Below are 12,805 nucleotides of genomic sequence, written 5' to 3'. Positions count from 1 at the left end.
CTCACGCTCCATCCTGGTTCGGCTTGTGGGGGAAGGCAGGCATGGCGCGCTGCCGGCGGCGCCCCTGCCCGGTGGCGTCCGGGCGCTTCACGCCGGCGCATCATGCGAGGTAGGTCGCGGAACGGGCGTGTTCGATCGTCAGTGCGCTCACGCCTGTGATCGCCGCGTCGAAGCCGAGCTCGCTCACCGCGATCCGCGGTACCCAGGGGATCCGGCCGACGAGGCGCCTGGTCAGTTGCTCGGCGGACTCCTCGCTGTACTGTGCGAACGCGCCGGCCAGAACGATGACCTGGGGCGAGAGCACGACCGAGAGAGCGACGAGGGCGAGGGCGATCGAGTCGAAGAACTCGTCGCGGGCCCGCGCGGCCTCGCTGTCGCCCGCCCGGCAGCAGGCCATCATCGCGCGGAACGCGGGACCGATGCGCCTGCCGTGCAGGCCCTCCCGCGCGGCGAAGGGAAGCACCTGTGCCGCCAGACTCGACTCGACATCTCCCTGTTCCGGGAAATAACGGGCGAACGACGCGGTGGAGTTCAGCAGGAAGCCGATCTCCCCCGCGGCCGACCGGTGCCCCCGGTAGAGATGTCCCTCGTTGATGATCCCCGCGCTGAGTCTGGCGCCGAGCACGAGGGCGACGGCACTGTGTGCGCCCGCGAGGGCACCGCTGGTCCACTCGCCGTAGGCCGTCGCGTTGGCGTCGTTCTCGACATGGATCGGGAGACCGCACCGAGCCGAGACGATGTCGGCGAGCGGCACCTCCCGCCAGTCGAGTTCGACCGCCTTCGACACCACCCCTGAGTGCACGATGCCGGGAACCGTGATGCCGACGGCGACGATCGGCGCCGTCACCCCCGTCTGCGGGGAGGTCAGCCGGTCCACAAGGTGGAGCAGCCCGTTCAAACGGACCGAACCTGCGTCTCCACCGTCGAGATCGAAGGTCTGGCTCTCCTCGTACAGCGTGGTTCCGCCCAGGTTCACCACGCGTCCCCGTGCCGTGTACTCGGTGACGTCGACGGCGACGATGGCGCGTGCCGACGACGCGAAACGCAGCAGCGTCGAGGGCCGGCCGACCGAGGGGCGCACCTGGCCCGCGAGTTCGACCGCGCCTTCCTCTATGAGCGCCGAGCACAGCCGCTCGATGGTGGCCGAGCCGAGTCCGGTGCGCTCCTGGATGTCACGCCGAGACAGTGGTCCGTGCTCACGCAGGACGTCCAGGATCGCGGTCCGGTTGATCTCGGTGACGTGCCGTGTTGTCGCGGTGCGCGGCGCCCGTCGGTTCACAACCCTCCCCAATAGCCATCGGACTGAGGATAAGTCTCGTCCGCTCGTTTCGTGGCTGACTCGGAGACTACCCAGCCGCCCGCTGCATGCCAAGGGCGTCAATGCGCAAAGGAGATGTCGCCAACCCTTGTGGGTATTTAATCACAGTGATAAGAAACGGGGACCTGCTACTGCTAGCGGCCGGCGCCGTGCTCCGTCCGCTACGACGGAAAGGGATCCAAGATGACCTGTGTGGGTGTGCGGCGCTCCCGCCTGCTCGGCCGCGGCAGTATGCGTCGCATGGCGCCCCTCGCCGCGGTGGCCACGGCGGCCGCCCTCCTCCTCTCCGCCTGCGGCTCCGGGTCCGGGTCGGGCGGCAACGAGAAGTCGCTGACGTTCTGGCTGTCCACGGTTCCGGGGCAGGACGCGGGCTGGAAGAAGCTGGTTGCGGAGTACAAGAAGGAAACCGGCGTCGACGTCAAGCTCGTCAACATCCCCTACGACGGCTACACGACGAAGCTGCACAACGCCGCTCAGGCGAACGCTCTGCCCGACGTGGCGGATGTGCCCGCGCTGGACCCGATCTGGTCGAGCAAGCTGATCGACCTCGGCTCCATCGCGAACGACAAGAGCAACAACATCAACGCCAACTTCCTCGCCAAGGACTCGTCCGGGAAGGTGCTGTCCATCCCCTCGGACGTCACCGCGTCCGGCTTGTTCATCAACGAGACGCTGTTCAAGAAGGCCGGCGTCTCCTTCCCGACCTCCCCCCAGAGCACCTGGACGTGGACCGACTTCATCAAGGCGGCGAACACGGTCCGGGAGAAGACCGGCGCCAAGTACTCCCTGACGTTCGACCAGTCGCCTTCCCGGCTGCGCGCCATGGTGTACGAGTTCGGCGGCAAGTACGTCCACGCGGACTCCTCCGGCAAGTTCTCGGTGGACGACGCGACCAAGAAGGCCGTGAACTTCTTCGTCGGGCTGAACGACGACAAGACCATGCCGAAGTCGGTGTGGACCAGCGGCGCCGATCCGTCGGCGATGTTCCAGAGCGGCGACGTGGTCGCCTACTGGTCCGGTGTGTGGCAGGTTCCCGCCTTCGCCGAGAGCATCAAGAAGTTCGACTGGGCGAGCGTCCCGACGCCCGCCCAGCCGGTGCAGGCCAGTGACGTCAACAGCGGCGGCCTGATGGTGGGTTTCAACAACAACGGCGCCGCGGCCGCCGCCGCGAAGAAGTTCATGTCGTGGGTGTACGAGCCGGACCACTACCGCGAGCTGTGTGAGACGTCCGGGTTCCTGCCCGTCGAGAGCGGTCTGAACCCGAAGTACCCGTTCACTTCCGAGGCGGCGCAAGCGGCGTTCAAGCTGTACAACGAGGAGATCCCGCTCTACGCCCCGATCTCCGGCTACTTCAACAACGCGCAGACGGACTGGGTGCTGAAGGGCAGGAGCCTCACCACCGACCCGACCAAGACGGAGATCGGCAAGGCGATCAATGGCCAGCAGTCGGTCGACAAGGCCCTGGACAACATCGTGGCCGGCTACAACCAGCAGGTCGGCGGAGGGTCGTAGGACAAGGCCCGGGCGGTGGGTGCCGAGTCACCGCCGCCCGGGCCTTCGGCGTCCATGCGATGTCGAGCCAATGGCGTGAGTCCGCCCAGAGGAATCCATTCCACCAGCACGGAGTCAGGAAGATGACAGAACGCGCCTCGGACGTGTCCGCGAGCCCGCCCAGGAGACGCAACAGCTACACCATCGCGCCGCTCACCCTCGTCTCGGCCAATGTCGTGCTCTTCGCTCTCTTCTTCGTCTGGCCGGCGGTGATCGGGCTCATCTACTCCTTCACGAACTACACGGGCGTAGGTCCGTTCCAGTTCGTCGGACTGGCCAACTACAAGAACCTGTTCGGGGACTCCTCCTTCTACGACGCGCTGACACGGACGCTGCTGTACACCGTGCTCGTCGTTCCGCTGAACTTCGTGTTCTCGCTGCTCATCGCCAACCTGCTGGTGAGCAGGCACGCCAAGGGCAAGTCGGTGGCCCGTGTCGTCTTCTTCATCCCCTGGCTCATCTCGCCCATCGTCGTGGGTGTCCTGTGGCGGTGGCTGTTCGGTGAGAACTTCGGACTGGTCAACTACGTCGTCGAGTCACTCGGCGGGCACGCGATTCCGTGGCAGTCGAACGCGGACCTGTCGCTGGGGGTGGTGGTGATGGCGGGCGCCTGGACCGGAACGGCCTTCTCGATGCTGCTGTTCATCGCGGCGATCAAGAACGTGCCCGCGTCGTACTACGAGGCGGCCTCGCTCGACGGTGCGGGACCCTGGCGCCAGTTCATCAGCATCACGCTGCCGAGCATCGCGCCGACCTCGTTCATCGTCATCCTGCTCAACACGATCAACGCGATGAAGGAATACCCGCTCTTCGTCTCCCTCAACAACGGCGGACCGGGAACGTCGAACAACCTGCTCGTCCAGTACATCTACCAGACCGGCTTCAGCCGGGGCCAGATCGGCTACGCGAGCGCCGCGTCGTTCATTCTCATGCTCATCCTGATGGCCGTCGCGATCATCCAGCTGATCGCCAACCGGCGGATGGAGAACCGATGACAACCACTGACATGCCGCGCCCGGTCGACGCCGGTTCGGTGCGGGCCGTCGCCGGAAAGCGGCGCCACAGCGGGGGCGGCGGTGGGCTTCGGCGCGTGATATCCGCCACGACACTGCTCTGGGTCCTGGCGTTCCTCTACGGGCTGCCGGTGCTGTGGTTCGTCCTCAGCTCCTTCAAGCCGGCCGGTGAACTGTTCTCCTATCCGCTGACAGCGTTTCCGCACCACCCCACCCTGTCGGGGTACCTGCAGGCGTGGCGCAGCGCCAACTTCTACCAGTACTTCACCAACTCGGCCATCGTGTGCGTGATCACCACGATCCTCACCGTGGGGGCGAGCTGCTGCACCGGGTACGCGCTGGCGAAATACGACAACAAATGGCTCAAGGCGTTCTTCATCTGCATCCTGGCCACCACGATGCTGCCGTCCGAGGTCATGCTCGCCCCCGAGTTCCTCGTGGTCCGCAACCTCGGCCTGTACAACTCGTTCGGCGGCGTCATCCTCCCGGCCGTGCTCACCGCGACCGGATGCTTCATGTTCCGCCAGTTCTTCAAGACGGTCCCCGACGACCTCGTCGAGGCCGCCCGCATCGACGGCGCGCGTGAGCTGTCGATCTTCCTGAGGATCATGGTGCCGCTCTCCCGGCCCATCATGCTGACGCTCGCCATCCTGTCGTTCCAGTGGCGGTGGAACGACTACATCTGGCCGCTGCTGATGCTCAACGACCCCAGCAAGTTCACCGTGCAGATCGGCATCCAGAGCATCGTCGGGGCGCAGAACATCAACTGGTCGGTGCTGCTCGGCGCATCGGTCATCTCCATGATCCCGCTGATCGCCGTCTTCCTGGTGTTCCAGCGCTACGTCATGAACGCCGACATCAACGCCGGACTGAAGGACTGACCGTGCAGATGACACTCGACCGCGAGTTCGTCCGCACGGTCGCCCGCGCCGCGGATCGGCTGGCCGTCCCCTTGGCGGCACGGCCCGAGGAAGAACCCGCAGGCGTGGCCCACCGTGGTCTGGCACGCCGGGTGAAGACTCTGCTCGCGGCCTACCGTTCGCCGGACTCGACGCTGCACGGCAGCGGTCAGGCGATCGCCGCCACGATGACCCACCTCCGTGCCCTTCGGGCCCTGCAGACCCCCTCCGGCCTCTTCGCCGGCGGTGACAACGTGCAGTCACCCCCGGATTCCGCGTTCACCATCAACGACGTGTGCGACGCGCACCTCATCGCGGCGAGCGCGGGGGCGGAACTGCGTGAGGTCGCCGCCGCACTCGCCGAGATCGCCTGCGCCGCTTCCGAGAGCCTCCGCACGGGCGGGGTGCACACCCCCAACCACCGATGGGAGCTGTGCGCGGCGCTGGCCCGGCTGCACCGGTCGTTCCCGGACGGCCGGCTGCTCGACCGCATCGAGGCATGGCTCACCGAGGGTGTCGACATCGATGCGGAGGGCCTGTACTCGGAGCGGAGCGCCAACTACGCGGCCCACGTGTCCAACCCGTCACTGCTGCTGCTGGCCGACACCCTCGGCCGCACCGACCTGCAGGACGCCGTCGAACGCAATCTCAGCACGACCCTGGACCTCATCAGACCGGACGGCACGGTGGAGACCGTCCACTCTCGGCGGCAGGACCAGAGCCAGCGGTTCTCGTTGGCGCCCTGTCTGCCGCAGTTCCGGCTGCTCGCGATTCGTACCGGCCGGGGCGACTTCAGCCGAGCGGCGCGGCTGGCTGCGGCCTGCGGCATCGACGACGCCAACCTGCTCGCCGAGACCATCCTGACCCCGGACCTGTGCCGTGCGCTGCCGGCGCCGACGCCGGAAGCCCTTCCTCGCGAGCGGTACATCACCACTGCGCGCCTTGTCTCACGCGCCTGCGCGGCCGCGCACACCGTCGTGTACGGCGGCTCGGACGTGCCGGAGCACCGGCGCATTCGCTCGGGACTCGCCAACAACCCGACATTCCTGCGGCTGTTCGCCGGCGACGCGATCCTGGACGCGGTCCGGCTCTCGCGCGGATTCTTCGACATGGGCCCCTTCCGTGCCACGGACATGCGACAGCTCGCCGACGGCCGGTACCGGCTCACCGAAACCCTGACGGCCGCCTACTACCAGCCGCTCCCGACGGGCAAGCGGCGACCCGACGGTGCCTACCGGATGGCGGACGAGGGACGTTTCTCGGCCGCGATGGCTTTCCCGGACCGGCCGCGGGACGAGGTCGCACTGACGACCGGCATCGACGTGGACCTTCGCGAAGACGGTGCCGACCTCCGGATCGAGATGAGCGGACCACGGGTGCCGTGGGCGCTCGAACTGACCTTCCGGCCGGGAGGGGTGCTGCACGGGGCCGTACCGATCGGCGACGGACACTGGTGTCTCGGGACCGGGCCGATGACCTACCGGGCGGGCGACAGTGAGATCCGCGTCGAGGTCGGCGTCCACGCGGGGGAGCCGCTCGCAGAGCCGGACCGGACCGACATCCTGCGCTACGACCCGGGTCAGGACTACACCTTGCTGGGCGGAACCGATGCGATGACCGGGGAACGTGTCTACGTCGGTGGATACGGCCCGCACACACTGAGCGTCGCACTGCGTGCTCGCCGACCCGAACCTGTCGCGCAGCCTCACTACCGTTGACCTGGCGGTCGGCCGGTAGTCCTGCGGGTCTTGACGCGGTGGGGGCGCGGCGACCCGGACGGGGGCCGGAGCCACCTGGCCGCGTCCACCGCGCAGGAGGCCGAGCCGGCCCCGGCACACCGGAGGGCCCGCTCGGCCGACCCGCCCGGGACGCTCAGTGTTTCGAGCGGGTGAGCGGCTCCCGGCCCGGCATGGCCGGGGGCGGCCCGTACGGTGCCGGCAGAGCCGTCCCGGGCACGATCAGGTCCGCCCGGTCCCGGGTCGCCGCGATCAGGTTCGCGTTGCGCTGATCCGTGCCCAGCGCCCACGCCACCGCCGCTTCGTGGTCCTTGCCGAACTCCTCGTGCCGGGCCACCAGTCGCCGGACGCGCTCCTCCTCCGTGGTCTCGCAGTACCACACCTCGTCCAGGTGTGCGCGCACACGGGCCCACGCCCCCGTGCCGAGCAGCAGATAGTTGCCCTCCGTCACGACCAGCCGGGCCGACGGCGGCACCGGGATCGCACCCGCGATCGGCTGCTCCAGGACCCGTTCGAAGCCGGGCGCGTACACGGTCTCGCCCTCCTGCTCCTCGTGCAGCCGCCGCAGCAGCGCGGCGTACCCCGCCGCGTCGAACGTGTCGGGCGCGCCCTTGCGGTCGCGGCGGCCCAGCCGGTCCAGTTCGACGTCGGCCAGGTGGAAGCCGTCCATGGGGACGTGCGCCACCCATGCCGGCCCGTCCCCGTTCAGCTCGCGGACCAGATGCTCGGCGAGCGTCGTCTTGCCTGCTCCCGGGCTGCCGGTGACGCCGAGGACCGCACGGCGGCCGGGACCGACGAGGGCCGCGGCCCGCTCGAGGAGATCGTCGAAGGTCATGGAGTACGTCGCTCGCTGTCGGGTGGTGGGCGGTGGCCCGCGGGGGCGGGCCGGGTCTCCGCCATTGCACCAGAGGTCGCGCCCGATCGCGAGGCTGGTGATCCTGCGAGACGTCCATCCGTTGATTTGTCCGGAGAAGTCACTGGTGTGCGGGGTGAGGGACGGGGAAGGCGCGTTCATGGCGCCACCTGGCGTGCCTGCCGCAGCGTGCCGCTGACGACTGCCTCCGGGGTGTGCGTCGGCATGGTCTCGGCCCACCTCGACCGCAGGCTCGAGGGGCTGACGTCCCGCGCAGACCAAGGCGGTCGAGGCCGTCGGCACCGAGGCGGGCCAGTGGCTGGCCTGGTACGACCACACGGTGGTCGTGAACGCCCTTGAGTACCTGCACGCACTCGGCCGCGCCCGCACCGGCAGGCGGTTCACGCGGTCCTGACGCACCGTCCGTACGCCCGTCGGCGGCCCCGGCCGGCGCCGACGGAGTGTCGAGAAGGCGCAATGTGGCATTCGCCACCCTCTGCCCGGCGTTCATGAGGGAAGGTGGCTCCTATGACGAAGCTCGGTCTTCCGGACGGTATCCAGGCCTGCCTCTTCGACCTCGACGGGGTCATCACCAAGACCGCCGTCGTCCACGCGGCTGCGTGGAAACAGACGTTCGACGACTTCCTGCGCGCGCGGGACGGTGCGGACTTCCGCCCCTTCGACGACACCGACTATGACGAGTACGTCGACGGACGCCCCCGCGCCGACGGCGTCCGCACCTTCCTGGCCTCCCGCGGCATCCAGCTGCCGGAGGGCGCCCCTGACGACCCGCCCGACCGGCAGACCGTGCACGGCCTCGGCAACCGCAAGAACGAGCTGCTCCTGGAGCTGATCCGAACCCGCGGCGTCGAGGCCTACGACGGCACGATCCGGTACATCGGGGTCGCACGGGCCGAGGGCCTGCGCACGGCCGTGGTCTCCTCCAGCGCCAACTGCCGTGACGTGCTGCGGTCGATCAACGCCGAGCACCTCTTCGACGTACGCATCGACGGGGTCGTCGCCGCCGAACGGCACCTGCCCGGCAAACCGCAGCCGGACACCTTCCTCGCCGCCGCACACGACCTCGGCGTGGAGCCCAAGGCCGCCGCCCTCTTCGAGGACGCGCTCGCCGGCATGGACGCCGGGCGCTCCGGCCACTTCGGATACGTCGTCGGCCTGGACCGCGTCGGCCAGGCGGACGCGCTGCGCGCCCACGGCGCCGACGTCGTCGTAGCGGACCTGGTGAACCTGGGGGAGTGGTCGTGATCACGCACAACTCGTACACCGTCGAGCCCTGGACCCTGCGTGAACGCGGCCTGAACCTGGACGTCCTGCCCCAGAGCGAATCGGTGTTCGCGCTGTCCAACGGGCATGTCGGCTGGCGCGGCAACCTCGACGAGGGCGAACCGCACGGACTGCCGGGCACCTATCTCAACGGCGTCCACGAGACCCACCCCCTGCCCTACGCCGAGGCGGGATACGGCTACCCCGAGTCCGGGCAGACCGTCATCAACGTCACCAACGGCAAGATCATCCGGCTGCTCGTGGACGACGAGCCCTTCGACCTGCGCTACGGCCGGCTGAGTTCTCACGAACGCGTCCTCGACCTGCGCACCGGACTGCTCACCCGGACCTGCGAGTGGACCTCACCGGCCGGCTCCACGGTCCGCGTGCGCTCCACCCGCCTCGTCTCCTTCACCCAGCGCGCCATAGCCGCCGTCGCCTACGAGGTGGAACCGGTCGGCAAACCCGCCCGGATCGTCGTCCAGTCCGAGCTGGTCGCCAACGAACAACTGCCCGGTCGTGACCGCGACCCACGTGCCGCGATCGTGCTCGAGTCGCCGCTTGAGGCCGAGGAGAACTTCGCGAAAAGCACCCGGCTGCGGCTGGTGCACCGCACCCGGCGCAGCGGCCTGAGGGTCGGCGCCGCGGCCGACCACGTCGTCTCCGGCCCCGACCCCACCACGACCGAGAGCGAGGCGACCGACGACCTCGCCCGCCTCACGGTCGCCTCCGCGCTCGCCCCGGGCCAGACGCTGCGGGTGGAGAAGTTCGTCTCCTACGGCTGGTCCGGCACCCGGTCCCTGCCCGCGATCAGCGACCAGGTGGACGCGGCGCTCGCCGCCGCCACCAGCGTCGGCTGGTCGGGGCTCGTCGCCGAACAACGGGAGTACCTGGACGAGTTCTGGGCGCGCTCGGACGTCGAGATCGACGGGGACGAGCAGATCCAGCAAGCGGTCCGCTTCGCCCTCTTCCACGTCCTGCAGGCCGGGGCCCGCGCCGAGCAGCGCGCGATCCCCGCCAAGGGACTCACCGGCTCCGGGTACGACGGACACGCCTTCTGGGACACCGAGATGTTCGTGCTGCCCCCGCTCACCTACACCTCACCCGGAGCCGTCGCCGAAGCGCTGCGCTGGCGGCAGAACACCCTGCCCGCCGCCCGCGAGCGCGCCGTCCAACTGGGGCTGCGGGGAGCGGCGTTCCCGTGGCGGACCATCGACGGCTCGGAGGGTTCGGCGTACTGGCCGGCCGGTACCGCCGCGTTCCACGTCAACGCGGACATCGCCGACGCCGTCGTCCGCTACGTCGCCGCCACCGGCGACGAACGCTTCGAACGCGACACCGGAGTGGAACTCCTGGTGGAGACGGCCCGGCTGTGGCGGTCGCTGGGCCACCACGACCACCACGGCACCTTCCACATCGACGGGGTGACCGGCCCCGACGAGTACAGCGCCATCGCCGACGACAACACGTACACCAACCTGATGGCCCGTGCGAACCTGCTGGCCGCCGCCGACGTGGTCGAGCGCCATCCGCGCCGCGCCGAGGAACTCGGCGTCGACGACGAGGAGGCCGCGGCCTGGCGGGACGCCGCCGAGGCCATGCACATCCCGTACAACCAGGAGCTCGGCGTGCACGAGCAGCACGCCGGGTTCACCCGCTACCAGCGCTGGGACTTCGCCTCCACCGGCGCCGACCAGTATCCGCTGATGCTGCACTTCCCGTACTTCGACCTGTACCGCAAGCAGGTCATCAAGCAGGCGGACCTGGTGCTGGCGATATACACGTGCAGTACCTTCTTCGACGCGGAGCACAAGGCCCGCAACTTCGCCTACTACGAACCCCTCACCGTTCGCGACTCGTCGCTGTCCGCCTGCTGCCAGGCGGTCATGGCGGCCGAGACGGGCCATATGCGGCTCGCCTACGACTATCTGCACGAGGCCGCGCTGATGGACCTGCACGACCTGGAGCACAACACGCGCGACGGCCTGCACATCGCGTCCCTGGCGGGCACCTGGATGGCGCTCGTCGCGGGCTTCGGCGGTATGCGCCACCACGGGCAGCGGATGGATTTCGCCCCACGCCTGCCGGAGAGGTTCGGCCGCCTCGCCTTCACGCTGCAACTGCGGGGCCGCCGACTACGGGTGGAGATCGGCCGCAGCGCGGCCACCTACACGCTGCAGAACGGCGACCCGCTGACCATCCACCACCACGGCGAGCCGCTCACGGTCGACGCGGACAAGCCGCAGACCCTGGACATCCCGCCGCTCAAGCCCCGGCCGGCTCCGGACCAGCCACCGCACCGGCGCCCGAACCACCCGGACCCGAACGAGGCATGAGGCCGCACACGCCGCTGCTCACCATGCCGTCGGGCACAGTGAGCAGCGACTGCCCCTGACCTCAGCGCGAGGTCAGCTTCCACAGGTGGTCGGCGGTGCCGTTGTCGGACCACTGCAGAACCTGGGCGCCGGAAGAGGTGCTCATATTGTTCACGCCGAGCAGCAGACCGCTGTTGTAGTCGGCGATCTTGTAGTAGCCGTCGCCGGACGGGACGAGCTGCCAGAGGTGGTCGTCCGTGCCGTTGTCGCCCCAGATCAGGGCCGTGCCGCCGTTACTGGTGGTCATGCTCTGGATGCCGAGCAGCAGACCGCTGGACTGCTGGACGATCTTGTAGAGGCCACGGCCCGCGGACACCAGGCTCCAGTTCTGGTCAGTGCCGGTGGTGGCGGTCGCCTGGACGACGGACGTGCCCTGCGCGGTGCCCGCGTTCTGGGTGTCCAGTGCCAGGCCGCTGTTCTTGTTGGTGATCTGGTAGCGCCCGGCCAGCGAGGTGGAGGTGCCGGTGGGGGTGACGACGATGTGGTAGCCGTCGGAGGCGTTCATGGTCACCGGCACCGTGATCGAGCCGTTCGAGACCGTGTAGTCGGTGTCGGAGATGGTGATCGGGCCGGACACCGCGGTCGTGCGGCCCTTCGAGGGCGTGTACTCCAGCTTGACGTGGACCGTGCTGCCGAAGGCCGACAGGGAGTTCAGGCCGTTGACCGTCACCGCGCAGGAATTGGTGCAGCCGCCGGCCACGACGCTGATCTGGTTGCCGGAGCCGTTGAGGGAGGCGATGCCGTCGATGCCCGTCTGGGCCGGGGGCGTGGTGACGAGCATGTTGCCGGACATGTCGCCGTACCACTTGTACGCCCAGTACGCGCCGTTGGGTGAGCCGCCGGTGTCGGTGAGGGTGTCACCGAGGGTGCCGTAGTGGTCCCAGAAGGCCAGCTCGGCGTCGTGCACCCCGGCCCGCTCGAACTTGGCCACGTACCCGATCAGCGGCCCGGGCACGCCGACCTCGCTCGTGGTGCCGTACTCCTCGATGGCGATCGGGCGCGGGCTGATGCCGAGGCTGGACTCGAGGGCGCGGTACGCCGACACGTGCGCGGCGATGTTGCTCGACCCCTGCAGCTCATGCCAGGAGATGATCTCCGGCAGGGTGCCGGAGGCCTTGGCGTCGGTGAGGAAGGTGCTCATCCAGCTCTGGTTCCACCCCGAGTGACTCGGCCCCTGGATGGGGGTCTTGCTGTCCTTGCTGCGGACCTCCTTGTACGTGCGCGCCCAGCCGGCGTCGAAGGCGCCCGCGTCGGTGGTGTCCCACGTCCAGTCGGGCTCGTTCCACAACTCGTACGCGGCGATGTCGGTGGCACCCGACGCCCGCACGGACGCGACCTGCTTGTCCACGGCTGACAGCCAGTCGCTCCAACTGACCCACTTGTAGGGGAAGTTCGGGTACCAGTCCGGCATGCGGACGACGACCTTGGCGCCGGCCCTGGCGGCCTTGGGCGCCACGACCAGCGCGTCCCCGGCGGGCTTGGGCTCGCCGTTGGGCAACTGGGAGCCGCCCGGGGCCATCTGCACGAAGGTGTTCGGCTTCAGCGGGGTGACCAGGCTGTCGGCGGGGGTGGTGTCGTCGGCGAGGCCGTAAAGGCTGCCGGTGGCGACGTGGGTGACCGGGCGGAGGGTCTGGTTCGCGCTCACCACCAGGGTGGTCGAGGACGTCGGGGACGCCTGGACGGGGGAGGCGGTGGCGAGGCCGGCGGCGAGGACGGCTGTGCCGACGGCGGCGGTCAGGCCGACGCGTCTGCGAGTGCGGCTCATGAAAGTCTGTC

At 69.1% G+C, this 12,805-nt stretch carries 9 protein-coding genes; 6 read left to right on the top strand and 3 right to left on the bottom strand.

Annotation, left to right across the window (positions count from 1 at the left end):
• Positions 1 to 100 precede the first annotated feature (100 nt).
• Positions 101 to 1,279 carry an ROK family protein gene (locus tag ACFYZE_RS18510; RefSeq protein WP_388994691.1) on the bottom strand — a complete coding sequence of 393 codons (1,179 nt, stop codon included), beginning with the start codon at positions 1,277 to 1,279 and terminating at the stop codon, positions 101 to 103.
• 222 nt (positions 1,280 to 1,501) lie between these two features.
• On the opposite strand from ACFYZE_RS18510, the gene ACFYZE_RS18505 reads away from it, so the two are divergent.
• From ACFYZE_RS18505 to ACFYZE_RS18490, 4 genes are all read left to right on the top strand, one after another.
• The gene (locus ACFYZE_RS18505; protein WP_388994688.1) at positions 1,502 to 2,830 is read left to right on the top strand and encodes an ABC transporter substrate-binding protein; all 1,329 of its coding nucleotides are present in this window, start codon (positions 1,502 to 1,504) and stop codon (positions 2,828 to 2,830) included.
• Between the two features lie 122 nt (positions 2,831 to 2,952).
• Positions 2,953 to 3,864: a carbohydrate ABC transporter permease gene (locus ACFYZE_RS18500; protein ID WP_388994685.1), complete on the top strand. Its 912-nt coding sequence runs from the start codon at positions 2,953 to 2,955 to the stop codon at positions 3,862 to 3,864.
• Positions 3,861 to 4,763, top strand: coding sequence for a carbohydrate ABC transporter permease (locus tag ACFYZE_RS18495; RefSeq protein WP_388994682.1), 903 nt, complete (start codon positions 3,861 to 3,863; stop codon positions 4,761 to 4,763). Before ACFYZE_RS18500 ends, ACFYZE_RS18495 begins: the two co-directional genes overlap by 4 nt.
• 8 nt (positions 4,764 to 4,771) lie before the next feature.
• Entirely contained in the window at positions 4,772 to 6,499 is a 1,728-nt protein-coding gene (locus tag ACFYZE_RS18490; protein WP_388995279.1) for a hypothetical protein, read from the top strand.
• Between the two features lie 154 nt (positions 6,500 to 6,653).
• Here ACFYZE_RS18490 and ACFYZE_RS18485 read toward each other — a convergent pair whose 3' ends face one another.
• A complete protein-coding gene (locus tag ACFYZE_RS18485; RefSeq protein ID WP_388994679.1) occupies positions 6,654 to 7,532 on the bottom strand; it encodes a nucleoside/nucleotide kinase family protein in 879 nt (292 codons plus the stop codon).
• Positions 7,533 to 7,898: 366 nt separating this feature from the next.
• On the opposite strand from ACFYZE_RS18485, the gene ACFYZE_RS18480 reads away from it, so the two are divergent.
• Together ACFYZE_RS18480 and ACFYZE_RS18475 are read left to right on the top strand one after the other, a co-directional pair.
• Positions 7,899 to 8,636, top strand: coding sequence for a beta-phosphoglucomutase family hydrolase (locus tag ACFYZE_RS18480; protein WP_388994676.1), 738 nt, complete (start codon positions 7,899 to 7,901; stop codon positions 8,634 to 8,636).
• Positions 8,633 to 10,990, top strand: coding sequence for a glycoside hydrolase family 65 protein (locus ACFYZE_RS18475; protein ID WP_388994673.1), 2,358 nt, complete (start codon positions 8,633 to 8,635; stop codon positions 10,988 to 10,990). Before ACFYZE_RS18480 ends, ACFYZE_RS18475 begins: the two co-directional genes overlap by 4 nt.
• A gap of 61 nt (positions 10,991 to 11,051) precedes the next feature.
• Here the strand turns inward: ACFYZE_RS18475 and ACFYZE_RS18470 are convergent, their stop codons facing one another.
• On the bottom strand, positions 11,052 to 12,794 hold the full coding sequence (locus ACFYZE_RS18470) for an RICIN domain-containing protein (RefSeq protein WP_388994670.1): 1,743 nt from the start codon (positions 12,792 to 12,794) through the stop codon (positions 11,052 to 11,054).
• Positions 12,795 to 12,805: the final 11 nt, after the last annotated feature.

The organism is Streptomyces sp. NPDC001796 (assembly GCF_042892355.1).
In the GTDB taxonomy this organism is placed as follows: Bacteria; Actinomycetota; Actinomycetes; order Streptomycetales; family Streptomycetaceae; genus Streptomyces.
The sequence above is the reverse complement of the archived record's forward strand: the minus strand, read 5'-3'. Positions and strand labels throughout refer to the sequence as shown.

Excerpts from the sequence above, each read along its gene's own strand:
- ACFYZE_RS18505 (WP_388994688.1), top strand. The coding sequence starts at position 1,502 with ATGACCTGTGTGGGTGTGCGGCGCTCCCGCCTGCTCGGCCGCGGCAGT.
- ACFYZE_RS18500 (WP_388994685.1), top strand. The coding sequence starts at position 2,953 with ATGACAGAACGCGCCTCGGACGTGTCCGCGAGCCCGCCCAGGAGACGC.
- ACFYZE_RS18495 (WP_388994682.1), top strand. The coding sequence starts at position 3,861 with ATGACAACCACTGACATGCCGCGCCCGGTCGACGCCGGTTCGGTGCGG.
- ACFYZE_RS18490 (WP_388995279.1), top strand. The coding sequence starts at position 4,772 with ATGACACTCGACCGCGAGTTCGTCCGCACGGTCGCCCGCGCCGCGGAT.
- ACFYZE_RS18485 (WP_388994679.1), bottom strand. The coding sequence starts at position 7,532 with ATGAACGCGCCTTCCCCGTCCCTCACCCCGCACACCAGTGACTTCTCC.
- ACFYZE_RS18480 (WP_388994676.1), top strand. The coding sequence starts at position 7,899 with ATGACGAAGCTCGGTCTTCCGGACGGTATCCAGGCCTGCCTCTTCGAC.
- ACFYZE_RS18470 (WP_388994670.1), bottom strand. The coding sequence starts at position 12,794 with ATGAGCCGCACTCGCAGACGCGTCGGCCTGACCGCCGCCGTCGGCACA.